21 protein-coding genes, 1 tRNA gene and 1 other annotated feature are annotated in these 20729 nt (G+C 46.1%); of the genes, 15 read left to right on the top strand and 7 right to left on the bottom strand.

The window, feature by feature from the left end:
- Positions 1-127: 127 nt before the first annotated feature.
- From rplS to ruvA, 14 genes are all read left to right on the top strand, one after another.
- Entirely contained in the window at positions 128-490 is a 363-nt protein-coding gene (rplS, locus tag RIE73_RS12205; protein WP_446401427.1) for a 50S ribosomal protein L19, read from the top strand.
- A 95-nt stretch (positions 491-585) separates the two neighbouring features.
- Positions 586-658, top strand: a tRNA-Trp gene (locus RIE73_RS12200).
- A gap of 145 nt (positions 659-803) precedes the next feature.
- Positions 804-1034 (top strand): preprotein translocase subunit SecE, encoded by a 231-nt coding sequence (secE, locus tag RIE73_RS12195; RefSeq protein ID WP_446401426.1) that lies wholly within the window; start codon positions 804-806, stop codon positions 1032-1034.
- Positions 1031-1648 (top strand): transcription termination/antitermination protein NusG, encoded by a 618-nt coding sequence (gene nusG / locus RIE73_RS12190; RefSeq protein ID WP_446401425.1) that lies wholly within the window; start codon positions 1031-1033, stop codon positions 1646-1648. Before secE ends, nusG begins: the two co-directional genes overlap by 4 nt.
- 2 nt (positions 1649-1650) lie before the next feature.
- Complete coding sequence (gene rplK, locus RIE73_RS12185) at positions 1651-2076, top strand: 50S ribosomal protein L11 (RefSeq protein ID WP_446392640.1); 426 nt, start codon at positions 1651-1653, stop codon at positions 2074-2076.
- 105 nt (positions 2077-2181) lie between these two features.
- Positions 2182-2898, top strand: a complete 717-nt coding sequence (rplA, locus tag RIE73_RS12180) for a 50S ribosomal protein L1 (protein ID WP_446401424.1) — start codon at positions 2182-2184, stop codon at positions 2896-2898.
- A gap of 31 nt (positions 2899-2929) precedes the next feature.
- Positions 2930-3091 (top strand) — a sequence feature (ribosomal protein L10 leader region).
- A gap of 54 nt (positions 3092-3145) precedes the next feature.
- Positions 3146-3712 carry a 50S ribosomal protein L10 gene (gene rplJ, locus RIE73_RS12175; RefSeq protein ID WP_446401423.1) on the top strand — a complete coding sequence of 189 codons (567 nt, stop codon included), beginning with the start codon at positions 3146-3148 and terminating at the stop codon, positions 3710-3712.
- Positions 3713-3793: 81 nt separating this feature from the next.
- The gene (gene rplL / locus RIE73_RS12170) at positions 3794-4198 is read left to right on the top strand and encodes a 50S ribosomal protein L7/L12 (RefSeq protein WP_446401422.1); all 405 of its coding nucleotides are present in this window, start codon (positions 3794-3796) and stop codon (positions 4196-4198) included.
- The gene (locus RIE73_RS12165) at positions 4176-4337 is read left to right on the top strand and encodes a hypothetical protein (RefSeq protein WP_446401421.1); all 162 of its coding nucleotides are present in this window, start codon (positions 4176-4178) and stop codon (positions 4335-4337) included. The genes rplL and RIE73_RS12165 overlap by 23 nt, the downstream gene beginning before the upstream one ends.
- A gap of 827 nt (positions 4338-5164) precedes the next feature.
- Positions 5165-5695: an outer membrane beta-barrel protein gene (locus RIE73_RS12160; RefSeq protein WP_446401420.1), complete on the top strand. Its 531-nt coding sequence runs from the start codon at positions 5165-5167 to the stop codon at positions 5693-5695.
- Between the two features lie 585 nt (positions 5696-6280).
- Complete coding sequence (locus RIE73_RS12155; RefSeq protein WP_446401419.1) at positions 6281-9508, top strand: sensor histidine kinase; 3228 nt, start codon at positions 6281-6283, stop codon at positions 9506-9508.
- Positions 9509-10254: 746 nt separating this feature from the next.
- Positions 10255-10536, top strand: a complete 282-nt coding sequence (locus RIE73_RS12150) for a hypothetical protein (RefSeq protein ID WP_446401418.1) — start codon at positions 10255-10257, stop codon at positions 10534-10536.
- A 75-nt stretch (positions 10537-10611) separates the two neighbouring features.
- A complete protein-coding gene (locus RIE73_RS12145) occupies positions 10612-11364 on the top strand; it encodes a sucrose-phosphate phosphatase (protein ID WP_446401417.1) in 753 nt (250 codons plus the stop codon).
- Between the two features lie 117 nt (positions 11365-11481).
- Positions 11482-12114, top strand: a complete 633-nt coding sequence (gene ruvA / locus RIE73_RS12140; RefSeq protein WP_446380100.1) for a Holliday junction branch migration protein RuvA — start codon at positions 11482-11484, stop codon at positions 12112-12114.
- A gap of 98 nt (positions 12115-12212) precedes the next feature.
- Here the strand turns inward: ruvA and RIE73_RS12135 are convergent, their stop codons facing one another.
- From RIE73_RS12135 to RIE73_RS12105, 7 genes are all read right to left on the bottom strand, one after another.
- Positions 12213-13280: a YbjN domain-containing protein gene (locus RIE73_RS12135; RefSeq protein WP_446401416.1), complete on the bottom strand. Its 1068-nt coding sequence runs from the start codon at positions 13278-13280 to the stop codon at positions 12213-12215.
- 236 nt (positions 13281-13516) lie between these two features.
- Complete coding sequence (locus RIE73_RS12130; RefSeq protein WP_446401415.1) at positions 13517-14173, bottom strand: hypothetical protein; 657 nt, start codon at positions 14171-14173, stop codon at positions 13517-13519.
- Between the two features lie 12 nt (positions 14174-14185).
- Entirely contained in the window at positions 14186-16726 is a 2541-nt protein-coding gene (locus RIE73_RS12125; protein ID WP_446401414.1) for a DNA/RNA non-specific endonuclease, read from the bottom strand.
- Positions 16727-16987: 261 nt separating this feature from the next.
- Entirely contained in the window at positions 16988-18319 is a 1332-nt protein-coding gene (locus tag RIE73_RS12120; RefSeq protein WP_446401413.1) for an eCIS core domain-containing protein, read from the bottom strand.
- A 96-nt stretch (positions 18320-18415) separates the two neighbouring features.
- Positions 18416-19522, bottom strand: coding sequence for a hypothetical protein (locus RIE73_RS12115; protein ID WP_446401412.1), 1107 nt, complete (start codon positions 19520-19522; stop codon positions 18416-18418).
- A 186-nt stretch (positions 19523-19708) separates the two neighbouring features.
- Complete coding sequence (locus RIE73_RS12110) at positions 19709-19948, bottom strand: helix-turn-helix domain-containing protein (RefSeq protein WP_446401411.1); 240 nt, start codon at positions 19946-19948, stop codon at positions 19709-19711.
- Between the two features lie 15 nt (positions 19949-19963).
- Entirely contained in the window at positions 19964-20209 is a 246-nt protein-coding gene (locus tag RIE73_RS12105) for a helix-turn-helix domain-containing protein (RefSeq protein WP_446401410.1), read from the bottom strand.
- Between the two features lie 125 nt (positions 20210-20334).
- Here RIE73_RS12105 and RIE73_RS12100 point away from each other — a divergent pair, with 125 nt between their 5' ends.
- Positions 20335-20589 (top strand): peptide ABC transporter substrate-binding protein, encoded by a 255-nt coding sequence (locus tag RIE73_RS12100; RefSeq protein ID WP_446401409.1) that lies wholly within the window; start codon positions 20335-20337, stop codon positions 20587-20589.
- Positions 20590-20729: the final 140 nt, after the last annotated feature.

The following is a 20729-nucleotide window of genomic DNA, read 5'->3' as shown; positions in this document are numbered from 1 at the left end:
AGATAAAACCAGCATTTTTTAATCATTCTTTACATTCTAGTCAAAACCAGGTTCCCCTGCTCCCCCAATCTAGACGCCAGGTCAGATAGTGCGCTATGATTATAGGCTGTGATTTTTTTGAAAAACCATGAATGCTCAAGAGGTTATTCGCTCCATAGAAACGGAACAGCTTAAATCCGACTTACCGACAATCCATGTGGGTGACACGGTTAGAGTTGGCGTCCGGATTCGCGAAGGAAACAAGGAACGGGTTCAGCCCTACGAAGGTACCGTAATTGCCATGCGTAACGGCGGTATTAACCAAACAATTACCGTGCGGCGTATCTTCCAAGGGGTTGGTGTCGAACGGGTTTTTCTACTCCATTCCCCCCGAATTGCCAGTATTAAAATCGTGCGTCGAGGTAAGGTGCGTCGGGCGAAGCTCTTTTACTTGCGAGAGCGTGTGGGTAAAGCGACTCGGGTTAAGCAGCGCTTTGACCGGGGGAAGTAAAATCTTTTTTCGAGATTGGCTTGGTATTCATGCCCTAATTGCGTTACACTAGGTAAAGCATAAGGGGATACATTCACCTTTACCAGCCAACCCAAGCGCTCTTAGTTCAGTTGGTAGAACGCAGGTCTCCAAAACCTGATGTCGGGGGTTCAAGTCCTCCAGGGCGCGTTTGAAGTTTATAGAATATGAAAAGGCTGGGGGAGCATCAGTGGTTCTACCCAGGTCTTGTCAACTTCACGGATGAGTGAAGTCGGTTAACATGAGTTATGAAGGCTGGGTTGAACAATTTTGATAATCAGTAGAAGGGGGTATAGTGGCAAAGAAAACGAAAACGGAAACAGAGTCTCAGCAAAAAGCCTCTGGGTTTAATGTTGTAACGTTTCTTCAACAAACAAAAGAAGAACTCGGTAAAGTCGTATGGCCCTCTCGGCAGCAACTGATTAGCGAATCGGCTGCTGTGTTATTGATGGTCGTTCTATCCGCCACCCTAATCTATTTAGTGGATAACTTATTCTTGTGGGCATCACAACAGGTATTTGGATGAGTTTTGCAGCAAACGAATCATACGATCGCGATCCACAGCTACAAGAAGTCCCATCTGCCCGTTGGTATGCGGTTCAGGTGGCATCCGGCTGTGAGAAGCGGGTAAAGACAAATCTGGAACAGCGCGTGCAAACCCTGGATGTAGCTGACCGAATCTTGAGAGTTCAGATTCCCCAAACCCCAACGGTAAAAATCCGGAAGGATGGGTCTCGCCAGCACTCTGAAGAAAAGGTTTTCCCTGGCTATGTCTTGGTGGAAATGGTCATGGATGATGAAAGCTGGCAGGTTGTCAAAAACACGCCCAATGTGATTAATTTTGTAGGGGCAGAACAGAAACGTCGCTATGGACGAGGGCGAGGTCACGTTAAACCCGTACCCTTGAGTCCCGGAGAAGTCGAGCGGATCTTTAAGCACACCGAAGAACAAGAGCCAGTGATTAAAGTGGACATGGCTGTTGGTGACAAAATCATCGTGCTATCGGGTCCGTTTAAAGACTTTGAAGGCGAAGTGATTGAAGTTAGCCCCGAACGCAGTAAGCTCAAGGCGTTACTCTCCATTTTTGGGCGAGATACGCCAGTGGAACTAGAATTCAATCAGGTGGAAAAAACAGGCTAAGCATGGCAAAAAAAATCGTTGCAGTTATTAAGTTGGCACTCCCAGCCGGGAAAGCCAACCCTGCTCCCCCAGTCGGACCAGCACTCGGTCAACATGGGGTGAATATTATGGCGTTTTGTAAAGAATACAACGCCAAGACCGCCGACCAAGCGGGAATGGTTATCCCCGTGGAAATCTCGGTGTTTGAGGATCGCAGTTTTACCTTTATCCTCAAAACCCCACCCGCATCCGTGCTGATTAAAAAGGCAATCGGAATTGAAAAAGGGGCAAGTGAACCCAACCGTCAAAAGGTTGGCACGATTACAAAGGCGCAACTCCAAGAAATCGCCCAGACGAAAATGCCTGACCTCAATGCCAATGATATTGAAGCAGCCATGAAAATCGTCGAAGGGACGGCTCGGAATATGGGCGTCGCGATCGCGGAATAGTCCCTAGGTTGAGAGTAGAATGCGATCAACCCGAAATTGCCAACCGTTGTTAACCCAATTTGGGGGAGAAGCAAGAGGCTTCGTTCGTTACCCCAGGAGAGATAAATGCCCAGAAAACTATCACGTCGATTACAGGAATTATACGGCAAGGTCGAAGAGCGACCTTACGAACCCACAGAAGCCCTTAACCTGTTAAAAGAAACCGCGACGGCAAAATTCCCCGAATCCGCCGAAGCCCATATCCGCTTGGGAATTGATCCCAAATACACCGATCAGCAACTACGGACAACCGTGTCCCTACCGAAAGGAACGGGTCAGGTGGTACGAGTCGCGGTGATTGCCAAGGGTGAAAAAGTCACCGAAGCCACGAATGCGGGGGCAGATATTGCTGGGTCTGAAGAATTAATCGGCGAAATCCAAAATGGGATGATGGATTTTGACCGCCTAATTGCCACACCCGACATGATGCCCCAAGTGGCTAAATTAGGACGCCTCCTCGGACCCAGGGGCTTGATGCCCTCCCCGAAAGGCGGTACGGTTACCTTTGACCTAACCCAGGCGATCGAAGAATTCAAAGCCGGTAAATTGGAATTCCGTGCCGATCGCACAGGCATCGTTCATGTTATGTTTGGTAAGGCATCGTTTCCGGCAGAAGACTTGTTAGTGAACCTCAAGTCCTTACAGGAAACGATTGACCGCAATCGTCCCTCCGGGGCAAAAGGTCGCTTTTGGCGTAGTATATTTGTCAGTGCGACCATGGGACCGTCGATTGAAGTCGATATCCCGACGCTACGGGACATGAAAACCGCAGAAGCGGCGTAATCTGAACCGTTATTTTGCAGTCTACAATCCAATACTTAATTGGCTTGTACCAAAGACAGCAGGTGTCTATCACTTAATATCCTGCCGAGGTCAACGCCTGAAGTATCCACTGTTACTGTACCGCTAACCGAACGTACAGGTATAAAAGATACTCAGCGAAACCCCGGCACGTCCGGGGTTTCGTTATGGCTGAGGACAGGATTTTTTAACTGGCAACTCTGAAAAGAAACAAGGAGGTGAAACACGAATGGGCAGAACCCTGGAAAACAAAAAGGAAGTCGTCGCTGATCTCAAGCAACTCTTGAGCGAATCCCAACTGGCGATCGTTATTGACTACCAGGGACTTTCCGTGGCACAAATTACCGATTTGCGGAATCGGCTGCGTCCTACAGGCACAGTCTGTAAGGTGACGAAAAATACCCTGATGCAGCGGGCGGTTGAGGATGATGAAAACTGGAAACCCATGACCGAATTTTTGGTCGGTTCCTCCGCCTTCATGTTAGTCAAAGATGATGTAGGCGGTGCAATTCGGGCATATCAGGACTTCCAGAAAGCCACCAAAAAAACCGACTTCAAGGGCGGCGTAATGCAAGGTCAAGCCCTGAGTCAAGACCAAGTTAAGGCAATTGCCGACTTGCCGTCTAAAGAAGAACTCATTGGGCAGATTGCTGGTTCGATTAATTCCATCGCCACCAAACTGGCTGTGGGTGTTAATGAAGTACCCTCATCCTTGGGTCGCAGTGTCAACGAAATTCCCGGATCACTGGGTCGCGTTTTACAAGCGCTTGCTGCTCAGAAAGAAGGTGGTGGTTAATACCCTACCTGGAACGTAAAAAACTTGCCCTGAGCCTAGTCACAGGGTCACACGTAAACAATCAAACAAAGGAGTTTATTCATGTCTGCTACAACCGACGAAATTTTGGAAAAGCTAAAATCCCTGACGTTGCTGGAAGCGTCGGAATTAGTCAAGCAAATCGAGGACACCTTTGGTGTTAGCGCAGCAGCTCCGGCAGGTGGCATGATGATGATGCCCGGAATGGCGGCTCCCGGTGCGCCCGGAGCGGCGGCTGAAGAGGAAGAAGAGAAGACGGAATTTGATGTCGTCTTAGAAGAAGTTCCTGCGGATAAGAAGATTGCCATCCTGAAAGTCGTGCGGACGATGACTGGGTTGGGTCTCAAGGAAGCCAAAGATATGGTTGAGTCTGCACCTAAGCCGATTAAAGAAGGGGTGGCAAAAGAAGCCGCTGAAGAAGCCAAGAAGCAGCTTGAAGAGGCTGGTGCTAAGGTTTCCGTTAAATAGAACCCTGTTGGGGCAACTTGAGCTTGTATCGCAGAAGGCAGAAGGCAGGAGGCAGATGGCAGAAGGCAGGAGGCAGATGGCAGAAGGCAGAAGGTTGATTATTGATGCTTCGCCGTTTCAGCCGTTCACTATGTCCTAACCTTAATGGCAACCGCTATAACTGCCCAAGCTGGCATACATATCAAAATGTCACCGGAGTGAGTAGACCCAAGGCGGTAGGGACTTCAAATCGCAGTCATAGACACGGGAAAAATGGATACCAATACGCTTTTTAAGGAAGTCCTGTCGGACTGTTGTTTATGTAAGGGGGCTTGCTTCCTCCCTATACATAAATGACAGGGGTTTCCATTCGCCCCCTTACCAACCCCAATTTTCGATGAATTGCCCCCACAATCGATTTCATCCCCCGGCTCAACATGAACGGGGGATTTTTTTATGTTTATTAGCTGTGTCACGTTATATAGCGCTACGCGGGGAGGGAATAGGCAATAGGCTTTCTTGCAATAGTGAAGACAAAAGCTTACCTGACAAGGGACTGAGCGATTTGAATTTTTCTTTTATGTCCTAACCTTAGTGCGTAGTGCTATAAGTACCTGGACATAAATTCTGTACGCTGTACTAGGCTAAAGCCTTGACTACGAACCCTTCCTTTGTCAAGGGGAGGAAACTCTCATCCGGAAGAAATGAAAAAAATGTGACAGTTTATTAATAGTCTACTTGCTGCTCACAAAGTCTTAAAACCTAACTATAATCTTTCTATTTATTCTAACTAAGTTTCCCGTTTGTTTCGATTTTTTTGGAAAACAAGCAATTGCTTATTCTGAAAGGCTTGCTGTTCAAGGCATCCAAAGGTTTTGCATAACTAAATCCATTAAAAAATCACTAATCCTGGAACAATGGCTCGATTAAAACCGACTGGAATAGTAACAACGCAACACTACACACTACCTATTGATGGAAGTTACTATGCAACGCAAAATCAAGTCTTTTGTTACCTTTTCTACCCTAGCTGCCACCGCGATCGCGCCTGTTTTATTATCGGCTGATATGGCATCTGCTAGACCGACTGGAACCGATGCTAATTATATCGGTGCTGGGGTTGCCGCAGGCGTGACCAATGGTGGACAAGATAATGATGCCGCAACATTTGGCGGCAATATTCAAGGTCGAGTAACAACCTCAAAAGCGCCAGTTTCTCTGCGCGGTGCGGTTCTATTCAGCGATGATACCAGCGCTATTATGCCGATGGTTTCTTATGATGTTCCGGTTACGAACAATGCCAATGTTTACGTTGGTGCAGGTTATTCCTTCGTTGAAGAAGACGGACAACCTACACCGTTAGGAAACAAAAATGCACCTGTAGTAACCGTCGGTGCTGAAGCTCAATTGGGTCGCAATGTGGTGGTTTATGGCGATACAAAACTCGGTATCGAAGCTTACGAAGATAGTCCAGCGTCTGCGGTGAGTATTCAAGCGGGTGCAGGTTATCGCTTCTAAATGATCAGGGTTATAGCGCTACGCGCTAGGCAATAGGCAATAGTAGAGATGTAGCATGCTACGTCTCTACACTACAGATTTTTCTATACAGAAATAATATTTAACAAAAATTAATCAAGATCACCTGATCAAAAGGACGGATATCTTTACCATAAAATTACAGAAAACTTTGTTCACCAAGATACAGCGCGGTTAAACTTGAAATAGAAAAGCAGCGTAACCAAATAAAGAGGTAAAGATTATGACGACTGAACTCAGCCAAGTTTTATCAATGATTTTGATTGTTTCTGTTTTCTCAATTGTTCTGTCACCCGTGTTGTGCTGGATTCTTCCCAACCGCACTCCCAACAAAATCGTGTAGGAGAAGTGTTGAACCAGCTATCGGAATACTTTAACGCTACATCGACAGGCTCTCAACATCGTTACTAGCAGGTACGAGTGAGCAACGAATTCATCAGGGTCACTATTTCATGAAACTTATAGATCTCTTAGCCCACCGTCTCCCGGTGGGTTAATGCTTTGTTGGGGGACAAGTGTATCAAAATGGCGAGACTTGTCAGAGTATAGTGGGAAGAACATTACGTTTTGGGAACCCATCTCGGAACGCCGCCGATGTATCACAAGCTCAAACAGCTCTGGCTAGCCATTACCAACCACCCAGGCGATAACCATCCGCGATCGCCTGACTCCTCTGTTCACGCTCCGATTCCCCTGTCATTCTACCCTGAGACTCACTCCCAACCTGACCACTCAGACGAGATCCAGGAATTAAAACGGATCAATCAGCAACTGCGGCGCGAGATTGCAGAACGCGAACAGAGGGAGCAGGTATGGCAAGAGCGAGAGGCGTATTATCGCAACATTGTCGAAAATGCCAATAGCCTGATTTTACGCATCGATACTCACGGAACCATTACCTTTTTAAACGAATTTGCCCAACAGTTTTTTGGGTTCCCGGAAGCCGAAATTCTGGGACATTCAGCAGCCGAGACGATTATTCCGGATACGGAGACATCGGGGCGAAACTTGACCACCCTAATTCAAGACATTCTCCAACATCCCGATCAATACCGCTACCACGAAAACGAAAATATGCGGCGGGATGGGAATCGCGTCTGGGTGGGGTGGACAAATAAAGCGCTGATGGATGAATCGGGACAAGTGACGGGTATTCTCTGCATTGGTCACGATATCACCGAACGGTATTTAGCCCAAAACGCTCTGCGCCAGATGAATGAACAACTGGAACAGCGAGTGGTTGAACGCACCGCCGCGTTAACGGTAACGAATGAGCAATTGCGCCAGGAAATAACGGAACGTCAACGAGCGCAGGAAACCGAACAGCAGTTAATCGCCTCATTGCAAGCCGCGAAAGCTCAGTTACAAGCGATTTTAGATGCAGTACCCGGATGTGTGTCTTGGGTGGGAACCGATTTAAAGTACCAAGGCGTCAATCGTTATTTAGCCAAAACCTTTGGATTATCGGCGGAAGCCTTTGTCGGGAAAGAATTGGGATTTATGAATTCTACTCCCGGATTTAAGGACTTTATTGCCCAATTTTTTGCCAGTCCCCTCCAGGAAGCCAAGCGAGAAATTGAAACCTTTGTTGATAACGATTCTCGGTCTTATTTATTAGTGTCGCAGAAATACCAACAGGGTCAAGCAGCGGTTTGTGTCAGCGTAGATATTACGGAACTCAAGCGCACAGAAGAGGCGTTGCGGTTGAGTGAGGAGAAGTTTGCTAAGGCTTTTCGCTGTTGTCCTAACTCGATTACGATTAGTACCTTAGTCGATGGACGATATATCGAAGTCAACGATACATTTGTGCGATATTCCGGTTATCAACGCCAAGAGGCGATTGGTCGCACGGTGGAGGAGTTGAATATCTGGGTACATTCGACTGATCGCGATCGCATGGTTGATCAGTTACAGCAGTATGGTGCGATTACCAACCAAGAATATGAGTTTCGTACCAAATCCGGTGAGATTTTAATCGGGTTACTCTCCGCCGAGATCATCCGTTTGAAAGGTCAACCCTGCTTATTAGCGCTTACCCATGATATTACCCAGCGTAAACTTGCCGAACAGCGACTTAGAGAGAGTGAAGTTCAATATCGGGCAATTTTTGAAGCCACTACGGATGGTTTAATTATTAGTGACTTAGACGGACAACTGGTGGAGGTGAATCCAGCCGCTTGTCAAATGCATGGTTATTCCTATTCCGAGTTTATCCAGCTTGATCCCGAACGCTTTATTCATCCGGACTCCCATCCCATATTTTACGAGTATCTGACGGCGGTTAGACAGGGGGTTCCCTTTCAGCGGGAAGCGGTGGATTTGCGTTCCGATGGGACGCCGTTTCCGATTGAGGTGCGGGGAACTGGGTTTATGTATAAAGGGAAACCCCATCTTTTAGCCGTGGTGCGGGATATTACTGAGCAAAAGCAAGCCGAAGCGAGATTACGAGAAGCCGCCGAACGCGATCGCTTGTTGGGGGAAATTGCGGCTCGTATTCGCCAATCCCTGGATCTGAATGAGATTATGAATACGACGGTGGAAGAGGTGCGTCACTTCCTGCACGCGGATCGGGTGCTGATTAGTTATATGGATGCAGCCATGCATGGCAAAGTTGTGGCGGAATCCGTGGCGGATAGTTTTCCTTCCTGTTGGGATTTAGCGGTGGAAAATGATGAGTATTTGCAGGAGTTAATTGCTTTATTTGAACATACTGATGTGCAAGTGATTGACGATACCCGTCTGATTGAAACCTCCCCGGAACGCGCCGACTATTTGCATCGCTTCCAAGTGAAAGCTGCTTTAGCCGTGGCGATTGTCGTGGATGAGCAAATGTATGGGTTGTTAGTGGCGCATCAATGCACAAAACCGCGTCATTGGCAACCGATGGAAGTGGATTTGTTGCGTCGTCTAGCCACACAAGTCGCCATTGCGATTAACCAAGGACGATTATACCAACAGCTTGGTCAACTGAATCTCAACTTAGAGCATCAAGTTCAAGAACGAACGGCGCAATTACAGCAGAAAATGCAGGAATTGCAGGAACTGAATCAACTGAAAGATATATTTTTACACGCGGTATCCCATGATTTACGCACCCCGGTGATGGGGATGCTGATGGTGTTGAAAAATATACTGAATCGTTACGCCTCAGATGAGACTCAAGATGCTCAGATAAGTGACAGCCAACAACCAACAATTCCCGTTTCCCCTGCAATTATAGAACGGATGATCCAAAGTAGCGATCGCCAACTGAATTTAATTAACTCGTTACTAGAGATTCATGCGGCGGAATCTTACGGAATTCCTTGCGAGTGTGAACCGTTGCAATTGAGTCAACTCATCCAAGAGATTTTGACCGAGTTGCAACCGTTATTAGTTAAAAATCAAGTTACGTTGACAAATCAAGTTCCCGATGAGTTACCGTTAGTGAATGCTGACGCCAAACAATTGTGGCGAGTATTTGAGAATATCATCACTAATGCAATGAAACACAACCCGCCGGGAATTCAGCTAACCCTGAGTACGACAGTGGTAGAAAATGCGGCTGAAGGGGAAAAAGTGCGGTGTGCGATCGCGGATAATGGAGTTGGGATGGATCAACAGCAGTGTGATCGGCTTTTTGATCTCTACTATCGCGGCGCATCTTCTCGCAGTTTAAGTGGGATTGGCTTAGGATTGTACCTGTGTCGCCAGATTATCAAAGCACACGGCGGTGAAATCGGCGTCATTAGTTCTCCAGGCGAGGGAACAACATTTTGGTTTACTCTACTCACTGCTGACGCCAGTCAAGGATAACGGAATTTCATGTAGGGTGGACAAGAGGTAAGCTGTTCGGCATTTAAACCTTAATGTCAATAATGGCTCTCATCCTTGTAGTGCGAGCATCTTGCTCGCTACTAATACCCAATTTAAATGCATGACAGCTTATAAACCCGGAGACTTTTACCTTATCCTTTGTGGTTCTTGCCCACCACACCGTAAAATACTTGTGAAATCTTCCTTGCTTATATTTCATGCGGCTGGAGAAAATTCACTTTTTCCGGAAAGCTAAATCGGTGGTTACGAACTTTGCGAACCATTGCCGCCATTACCATCAGCATCTTAGGGAAGCAGATGCAAACTATAGCACTAAACAGCGTGATCACTAAACACTCAAGCATACATAAAACCTGTATTTCTTAGTTTGGGGAAATGACATCATTGACATTTCCTTGCTCACCTATTGATTATTACAGGAAAATCCCCAATTTGAGATGAAGTAATGGTAAAAAAAACTTTTAGGTATGATAAGTTTTTCTGCTGATACGATTTGTTAAGCAGATAGAGCAAAGAACTGGGGGAGGGCGGGTTTTGCACAAAAGTTATCGGTTACATCCCACAAGTTAGTCCCTAAACCCGCCCCTACAGATTGTTTTGACAATGACGCGATACAATAAACAATCTCTACCGGGTTGATCCATGCTCAAAAACCTAGCCATTGGATTTGACGTTTAAACCGGGCGCAAGCCTTGCGCCCCTACAATTCTCATCCACCAATTAAGGTGATCAGAAGTCTAGCCATTGGAGATGATATTACAACATTCCGTCAAGTCCAAGAAAAACAGGGATTAATCTTGACGGAAGATAGCCAGTTTTTTACCGAATGGATGGCTGAATTACCTGCATTGAGCGAGACAGAGAAAGCACGGTTAGATCAGGTGCGTCGCAACTATCTCTACCAAATTTCCGATGGGATTCTGCTGGAAGAAACAATCAAAATGGTTGTGCTCGCCAACAAGCACTTGAAGCGTTACGGGCTTGGTGTTCGCAAAGGACAGCGTTAACATTGCTTAATTTGGCTAATCCCACGCTGATGCGAAATAATGCAGGTGCAAACTCTAATCATCAACGAGATTGTGATGACTGCATTTTTATTCATAACCGATTTAGATAACACTCTAGTTGGCGATGACGATGCCCTCAAGGAACTCAATCAGCAGTTAGAGCAGCATCGCCAAGATTATGGGACTAAGATCGTCTATGCTACCGGGCGATCGCCTGCCCTCTACCGGAAACTGACTAGCGAAAAGTCCCTGTTGCCACCGGATGCGCTGATTACCTCAGTTGGCACCGAAATTTGCTTCAATCCAGAGGAAGAAATCGTTGATCAAGAATGGGCGGATAGGCTGGCACAGGGGTGGAACCGGGACGCGGTTGTGGCTATAGCTGCCCATTATTCTGACCTGGTGCTGCAACCTGAGACAGAACAGCGCCCTTTTAAAGTCAGTTATGTGGTAAGTGAAGAAATTTCCTCAGAACTTTTGCCCCGTCTGGAATCCTCTTTACAAGAAAAAGGGTTAGATGTCAAGCTGATCTATAGTGGAGGTCAAGACTTAGATATTCTACCTCGTCAAGGAGATAAAGGTTTAGCGGTACAATTCCTGCGGAACAAATGGGACATGGACGCCACAAAAACCGTTGTCTGTGGTGATTCTGGTAATGATATCGCCCTGTTTAGTGCTGGGGAAGAACGAGGTATTCTGGTGGGAAATGCTAAACCTGAACTGCGTCAATGGTATGAGGAGAACAAAAAAGATTATCACTATTTCGCTCAGGCAGATTATGCAGATGGTATATTAGAGGGTCTGCATCATTTAGGATTTCTGGCTTAGGAATTGGGGATAGGAGAAGAGGGAACAGGGAAGATCGCCAACGGTGTAGAGACGTAGCATGCTACGTCTCTACTGATGTAACGGTTAGTCTAAATTTGGATGATCATATTTTAATGAATGATTAGTTATCTCAAGGGAACAGTCGCGACGATTCAGAAAGGGAATGGGAATCGAGTTACTCTGATTCTAGAGGTGAACCAAATCGGTTATGAGGTGCAAATTACTCGACAGCTATCCCAAGAGGTTCAGATTGGATCAGAACAAGTGGTACAAGTTTTTACTCACCTGCAAATCCGGGAAGACCAACAAATCCTCTATGGCTTCGCATCCGCCGCCGAACGGGATTTATTTCGCCAGTTGGTGAGTGTGAGTGGGATTGGTGCCCAATTAGCGATCGCACTTATCGATACCCTGGGACTACAAAGTCTGGTTCAGGCGATTGTCACCGGGAATACTCGCGCCTTAGCCAAAACACCGGGAGTGGGTAGCAAAACCGCTGAACGCATCGCCTTGGAACTGAAAACCAAGTTATCTGAATGGCGAAAATTCGCGGGTGTGGAAACCCCAGCCAGTGCAACGGGACCCTCCCCCGCTATTTTAGAAGATGTGGAAATGACCCTATTAGCCCTAGGGTATGAAACCGCCGAAATTACCCAGGCGCTGAATGCGATTAGTCAGGATGCACTGCTGGCGAAAAACCCCAACGCCGAGGAATGGATTCGACGCGCGATCGCATGGTTGAGTCAGTAGCCGTGGGAGTGATTATCTCCGGTCAAATACCCGGCGTCAAAATGGCGTAAACTCCTTATAGCATGGCAATTATGGGCAATCATCAGGACATGAGCGGATCAGGATTCGATTTGTGCGATCGCGTCTTCTGGTGACATACCACTTTCAAGGACTAATTTAATCCCAGGTAGGTATTTATCCATCATTGTCACGTTGGCATAAACTAAGCGTTGGATGAGGGCAAAACTGAGTCTATCCCCCTCGACATCAATACTGGTTTTGTAGCGAATCTCACCATCGGTGAAGTCTAATTCAAAATTACCAATCATCATGCCATAATTGGCTCTCGCGATAAACTCTCCCAGAGTTCGACGCTTAACTTTTGGCACTTTTATGGGGCAAATTGAGTAAAAAACAAATTGCTCTTCGTCTTCTCTCGCTTTAGCGTAACAGTTCCAGCTTCCATTGTCTCCCTCAAATGCCAGGTACAAAGCGGGTTCTCCTTGAATTTTGGCATAAGACCAATCATCCTCTGTAAAGAAGTTGACCATTGTCTGGAAAATGGGTTGGGTTGTAATGGTGTCTTGAGGTGTTGGTTCCGGTTCATCTTGAGCTAATTCGTGGAAGAAGCTAGATATTGATCCGATTGTTTCATTGGCAAAGTCTTTCGCAACAGTATCCAGACTACCACCGACTAAATCGGTGAAGAAGTTGGTAATACCTTCGGAGATTTCTTCAGAATCCGGTGTTTCTTTAGATAAAGCTTGGGGACTAAGATAAGACCAAAAAGTACGGTAACCTGTTTCGCCTGGTTCCTGTTGCTGTTTGACGGATAAGGCTAACCAACTTTCGGTAGATAGTAGGGAGTAGGAAAATTTGGAATTGTCAGATAGTGCTTCAGTTTTCTGTGTTTCGGATTTTTCGTTAGTAGACTCGGATGTTGATTCAGGGTGTTGTTGGCTGAGATTCACAAGGTAGGTTGCGGCTTCTTCAGCGTTGGTTGCTTTTTCTAATAGGAGGGGGAGTAAGTCGGGTTTGAGAAGAGTTTCGATTTGGATGTCGGGTGAGGGTTGGAAGTCGCCGTTGGTAAGGGGGGTACGGACTGCGGGTTTGAGGTTGAACAGGGCTTCGGTGTCAATAGGGTTGTAGAGTTCGGGGGTTACGCAGAAGGTGAGACGGCACTCCATGATTTCATCATTTTGTTGGGTTATGGAAAGGGAAGAGGCTAGAACAGTTAGAGGTGATTGAGAAGGAGCGTATAACGTTAGTTCATTCTAAGCAATTGCCTCAGCTGGGGACACATTCCTATAAATAACAGACATATCCCTCTTCTGTCACTCTCGGAAAATTCAAGTTATTACTGCGTTTGAAGTTGAGAGGAGAGAGAGTGAAAAACTCCTCAGAAACAGAGGCTCAGAGAGCATCAAAATCCCTCAAGGTTTACCTCATTGAATAACCGGGGTAGGTAATGCTTTATCTGCTTTTGATTTTTTCCTCCTTTAAAGAGCCACGCCTCCTGCCAAGATAGCATTCCTCTGGTCTGAACTAATAGTTCTACATATTCTTTTACCCCAATATCCATCTCCTGTAGTCCTATCTCATCTCCAAAGAGGAACAATTTCTCAGTTATTTTCCCGTTTGCAACTCGAAAGCAAGCCATTTTTCCCGAATCCGGAAAAAAGAAATCAAATGGTCGGATTGACTGATAAAAGGCTAAATCTTCCTCATTCATATCTTCAAACCACACTACATCCTTCCAACCCTTAGAAGGGTTGAAACCCAAGAGAGACTGGTCAAGACTCAATAATTCAATATGACCAGTAATCAAGAGATTTTCTGCTTTTTGATGGTCGATAAATGCGTTCTCTTTCAATTGCCATTCAAAAGATGCTTTACCAACTTCTCCATAAAAATTTATGACTTCTTCAGGTGCTTCAATTTCCCAGTCGGATAACAAAATCTTCACAACCTCAGAACCAGGACCATATTGCAATTGAGATTTGTAAACTTCAAGCAATGGATTATTTTCCAATTCTGCTTTTAGTTCATCTAAAGCTGAAAAATAAGGTCTATAACTCATAACTACATAATTTTATGGTGTTAAATCAATGCTAAATCCATTAGGCTTTTCAATCACTTTTTTGGCTACATAGGTTTTGTCAGAAGTCAAATACTCTTTGTAAGGAATATTTTTTCCCTTTTGTCGGAATACATTTTGAGCATCATTATAGTATTTATCCATAGCTGCGTATACGTCCATACTGTTGTTTTCCTGGCAAGCCGCAGCAACCCTTCGAGCCACATCCTGTGAGAAGCCGAGCTTGCTTTGAAGAAGCTTTCTACCTAATCCCTGAATTTTGACGATTTGTGAACCAGAAGTTGCGCTTTTTAAAGGCTCTGGTGCATTGGATCTCACTTGGTAAGAATCTAGTTGACCATCCCTAAAAGCCTGACCATTTTCCCATTTCATCATTCCCCAACTACAGTCAAAAACCTCTGCAAATTTGTCATGGGGTGGAGCGTGATAAGTCACCCTTACTTCGTACCACATGATAGTGCCAGGTTGATATAGTTTAGGTAATATCTTTGCCTCAACATATTTGTGATGATTGGTATTGGCATTAGCGGTACCTGGTACAAGATTTTGTTTATTTGCAGGTCCATGCATCTGAAAGTGGATAAGATGCATTCTTCTGAATTCGTTGTAAATTGATCTATCATTATTTCGGTTATTGGTGTCAATTTGATCTAAATACGACCATCCAGGTACATCTCTAACGCTATTAGATGCGTCACTACCCTTTGTATTTCCCGGCAGAGCTGTTAGTGGCTCTGCCTTCGCAAATGTAGGAGATGCTGGGAGGTTCCATTCCAGGTGTGAAGTTAATGTCTCTGCACTTTTGTCAACTACACCGATTATAATTAAATTATCTTTTAATTCTTCAAATTCTTTTCCTAGCAGACTTATCAGTCTATTGATTTCTCCCTGTAGTTTTGATAGGGTGATAGCAGGAGTATTTCGGTTTGGAGCGACAGCCTCTTCATATTGTTTGTCAAGCTCTGCTAAATCGTTTTTCTTAGAATAGATTTCGCTTACCTTATACTTGGCAATTGCCAAAGCATTTTGTTTGTTTCTATCAGTTCCAACGTTGGCACGTTGCTCCAAAAATTGTTTTACTTCCTCTTCCTTACTAGCAACTATAAGCTTTGCTTGATTCCCTTGACCTTTAAAGTAAAGCTTATGTGATTCCCCATCCTGAGTTTTAAAGGACTTTTTAAATGAAGCCCAATTTACCAAACTCTTTACTACTGTTTTTCCCTTTTCTTTCACCTTGTTCCCAAATTTCTTAGAAAACTTCTTCGCTTTCTTCAGAACCTTATCAATAGCCTTATCAATCCGGCTGCGAATCTTCTTGACAATACCCTGAACCTTCTTCGCCAAACCACTAATACCCAGCAGTGACGCCAAGAAGCCAATCACCACCGGGAGCGATCGCGCCAAAGCATTCTCCACCAGCTTCGCCGCACCACCAACAGCACCGGATGCGATCGCGGTTATCGCCTCAATTACGGCATTCACCAGTTCTACCACCTGGCTACCCTGGTTAATGAAGAACATCACGATGTCATAAATTGCCATCGCCGCCTTCACAAATGCTGAAGCCGGATTCAACAACCCGATAATCCATTTGATCCCAGCCGTAATCACCTGGGTGATCAGCATCCCCTTGATTTCCTCAATTACCGTCTCCTTCAAGTCACCAAATTGCTCTTGCACCTGTTCCCACAGTCCCATTGGTCCCTGATTCGCGATAATTTGGAATATCTCAACGCTCTTCTCCATCCCAGCGACAACGGGTTCGCCGAACAGTTTCACCGCTTTGCGGCGGATGTAGTTCCATGTCATTCCCAGTATCTGCATCACTAGGCTGAAGATACCCTTGAGACTGAAGATATCATCGGGTAACTGAATCCCCATCGAACCCATCGCCCCCGTCAGCCAGCCAATTAGACCCCCTTGCAGATGGTTCATAATGTTGCCCAGAAAGTTATTCAACCCCTGCTTCACACCACTGACGAGATTACCCAAGAACCCAATCGGATCTTTAATAATTGACCCAATTGCACTCGCTGCTTTGGCTAACACGTTTTGCAGCATGTTCTTGAGCTTATTAATCGTGTCGATTACCCCAGCCATCGCATCAAACGCTTGAGCAAACCAGGGTTGATTCGATGCCTTCATCTCCTTAATCTGAGCATCCAGTTGCTGGAGATTTTCCGTGTACTGCTGTGCCAGTTTATCGACTAATTCCGTCTCTTTATCTTTAACACTCTGTTCTAGATCATCAAACTTGGTCTGAATATCCTGTGCGGCTTCGGTTCCGACTTGCTTAAGCGCTTCAGGTAAACCCGCAACGTACTCTTTAATTTCCTCTCTGCCTTCAGTAATTCTCTCTTTCGCCTTATTAAGTTGCTCACTGACATAGTTGGCAATATCGGTTAGACCTTTATCTACCTCATTTAGATACTGATTACGTCCTTCATCGAAGAAGCCTGTTACTTCAGGGGGTATACCAAATAATTTATCTTTTCCCCAGCGAACCCAACCATCTGGTCCTTCATACCGCTTCATGTACTTTTCCATGTGAGGAGCAACATAGTCCTCAAATTTTTGTTTGGCGGTATCAGCAGTTACCTTGAAACGGTTGGTAACTTCTGTATCTAAACCATTGAGGATACCTTCAACATCTGTTTTAGTCTCCTGGTAAATCCCATCAATGTCTTTAGCGACTTTATCCCGTTCCTGCTCATCCTTCGTTTTCGTCTCATCCTGACGCCCCATCACTTGAGCCAAGAGCTGCTCCCGCTCACCATGCATTCCTTGGAGCTGGGTTTAACTGGTCGTTTGAGCTTCAGACTGGGCTTGATTTAACGTCCCTTGCTCTTGCTGACGATACTCCTGTGGTGCTTCAACGGCTCTTTGTTGAGCGCCTTTCTTCGCATCCAAGGCTTGCACAAATTGGGGTTCATTGGAAGAAGCCAGTTGTTCTGACGTCACATCAGCCTCAGCCATTTGCTGATCAAGTTTCTGACTCTCAGCTTGCATGGGTGCAGAAACTTCGGATTCCGGTTTGGGTTTCGGTGTGGCTTGAGCTGCACCGATATCCCCTGGTGTTGAACCTGCATCCGGCTGCTCTAAGGGTTTTACCTCTTTGGGTTCAATCCCACTGGTATCAGGAGCTTCCTGGGTTTTCTCGGCAACGGGACCTGCGGCTTGTTCTGCTGTTTCTTTCGCCTGATTGGACATATCGCCCTTCACCGAAGAAAGCAGATTGTTGTCTTTAAATTTATCGGCATCTTCTAGGGTTTTGGGAGCCGCCTGGTTCACCTTGTCCATTACAGCAGCTTTAAATGCTTCGGCATTAAATTCCCCAGGAGGTTGCTGCTCCATTTCCTGGACTTGCTTGTCTTGCGCCTTACTTTCTACTTCATTGCTGGGGGGTTCAGAGGCATCCTGGGCTTCCTTTGATTCAGACTCGGCGGGATCATGTTGTTTTTCTTTCTGGGCAACTCCCTTAGCTTTTTTGACTGTAGCTTGGAAATCGGGGTCAGCCTCTGGGGAAGCTGGCGATGCAGCGCCACCGCCAGCCGCTTCACTCTTGGGAGCATCACTTGCAGCCGCTGGCTGAGTACCTATCTCAGTTGCACTCGCGGGTGCGCCACCTGCTGCCATTTCCGGTGCAGCCGCCATACCACCAGGTTCTGCTGTCTCTGGTGCTGCTCCAGTTCCCCCACTGTCTACTTGGGGAGTGGCTGGAGTCATCTCACCACCTGATTCGGGTGCTGCTGGAGCTGGTTGTGCTGGCTGGGGTTGGACGCCTGCACTGGATGGTTCGTCTTGAGGATTTTCTCGGCGTTGGATTTTCGGTTGTGGGATAGAAGTCGGTGTCAGGTTTGGTTTCGGCTGTAACTTATTGCGTTTCGTCGCAACTTGCTTAACCGATTTCGCCTGAACCTGATTGCCATTTTGCTGCACGACATGAGTTAACTCATGTGCCAATAATTCCTGTCCCGGTTTACTATCGGGTTGATATTCTCCCTTTTTAAAGAAGATGTCTTTACCTGTTGTAAATGCCTTTGCCTGTATCGATTTATTCAGTTTGTCTGATTCAGAATCAGTATGAACTTTTACCTGACTAAAATCTGCCCCAAACGCCTGCTCCATCGGCTGACGCACGTTCTCGGATAGGGCTTGTCCACTACCGCGCTTCTGTTGAATGGATTGGTCTAGAGATGGTGTAGCTGTGGCGTCAGAGGATTGTCACTGTGTTTCTTTTTTCTGAACCGTTTCTTCTTCGGGTTCTTGCAGGGGCTGGTTTTGGATGGCTTCATCCTCAGTATTATCCTGACGTTGAACCGTTTGAGCGGGTGACTGATTCAATACAGGATTAACTGGCTTTACAGGTGACTCAATTCGCTGGGATTTAAAGGTATTGAGTCGATTTAATCCGGGGTTAGAGGTAGGTTTTATTGGCTGGACAACCTGATTCGACAACCTGCCCAAATTAACCTGTCTGGGGATCGAAGATGAGGGTGTACCGGGAACGTTTACTGGAATGTCTAGAAAATTATGATACTCTTCTGATTGTTCAGTTTGTTGATCGGGTGTGTCTGAGGTTTCTCCTTGGCGTTGAACCGTTTGAGACTCACTCGATGATATCTCGTCTTCTTCCGCCTCTGGCATTTCCTGGCGTTGGATGGTTTCATCCGATTCCTGCGCCTCTTGTTCAGCTTCTGGCTCAACCTTTTCCTCATTTTCAACAGGCTGCTGTTGAATGGAATTGCCTAATCCTCCGAAGTTTACCTGTCTTTGTATAGAGGATGGCGATGTACCCGGAGCGTTGATGGGAAGTTCTAGGAAATTACGAGCGGGTTGTTTCGCTTTCGCTTGAATTTCAGTTTCTTCTTCTTCTTGATTATCAATGCTATCTGTATCAGATTCAGGTATTGCCTCGGCTTCACTATCAGGTATTTCCTGACGCTGGATACTACTATCTGCTGCGGAAGCATCTGAGGCTTCAGCAAAAGCAAGATCCTCTGGCTTTTTCGTCTCGTCTTGAACGTCTGACGCATCCGCCTGAATCTCTACAGCATCAGTAGTGGGCTGCTGGTTTGCGATCTCACCTGCCTTTGACTGAATCGGACTGGCTTCGGCTGTTGGCGCAGGAGCTTGAATTGGAATCTTTTGGGAGTTATAACCTACCTGGGAAATTTGCTCGGCTTGTTGTTTGAGCTGTAGTTTTTCCTGGGGCGATAATGTCGGTGACAGCACTTTGACACGACGCCTCTGTATCTTGAAGGGATTCGGCACGGGGGTCGAATTGGGCTTTGAGAATCCTTTTTTCCAGAGATGTTCGTGAGAAGACATTGCCGAGTGCCTCAACGATAGCGGTGATTCTGCTGAAGAATTATTCTATTCTACCTGCTTAGTGCTGGAAATTGATCAAATTTTGCTCAAAATTTAGGCAGCTAGCTAAATAAGTTTTGTGAAGGGGCGCGATCGCTTCTCCATCTCACTCAATATTCTTACCCTCTGTACAGGTACGCATTACTTCTACTCTTCATTCTTAATCAATTCACCTAAATACAGTTCAACAAACGTCTCGGCGGCGGCTGGATTAATATCTTTAAGCGCTTTGACGATATCTGCTACCGTCTCAGCCGTGGGATCTGCGCGTTCATGAAACCAACGATTGACGATGGTGCGCTCAATGCCTAATGCCACCGCCAATTTATTCTGGCTAATTCCGTAGGTTTTTAACACCTGCTTAAGGGCTTGTCCTGCTCTTCCCATAAGCTTACCTTGCCCTTACTTTTGATCATCATTCTTAATCAATTCACCTAAATACAGTTCAACAAACGTTTCGGCGGCGGCTGGATTAATTCCCTGAAGTGCCTGGACAATCTCTCTTACCGTCTCTGCCGTTGGATCTCTAACTTCATGAACCCAACGGTAAACACTGCCACGTTCAATTCCTAGTGTCACCGCCAACTTATTCTGGCTGATTCCGTAGGTGTTTAAAACCTGCCTGAGTGCTTCGCCTGCTTTTCCCATGCCTCTAATCGTGTCAGAGGCGGATAAAGAAGTAAATGTAAGCCTACTGGATCACATCCTGGTAGAATTAAGATGTAACCTATTAGGTTTACATCAAGCGGCAACTCAAAATCAGGTGAACCCCAATGTTAGAAGACTTTATCCCCGATATCCTCGAAACGCTTACCGTTCCCCCTTCTCCATCAGCCAAACCAGAACCCACTCCCCACCGTGAACCTGTCAAAATCTCGATTATTGGTTCTCGCCGAGGCGTTAATAGCATCATTCGCACCTTGTACCGCCTCCGATTCGCTGAAGTGATGGAATGGAGTCCCTTGCAGCCTACTGGCAATCCTGGGGAATTTGTGAGTATGTTGATTCGGCAGATTTCTACCCATTAAGAAACGTTTCTAAACCGACGAAAGTCGGGGCGGGTTTAGTCACTTATGGGTGCAACCGAAACGATACTGGTGAAACCCGCCCCTACAAATGCACCCCCAACTTGCCCTCTCCAGCTATCCGCGTCAAAATGAAGAAAAGT

Source organism: Coleofasciculus sp. C1-SOL-03, assembly GCF_040220555.1.
Lineage (GTDB): Bacteria > Cyanobacteriota > Cyanobacteriia > Cyanobacteriales > Coleofasciculaceae > Coleofasciculus.
This window is presented reverse-complemented; position numbering and strand designations above follow the sequence as displayed.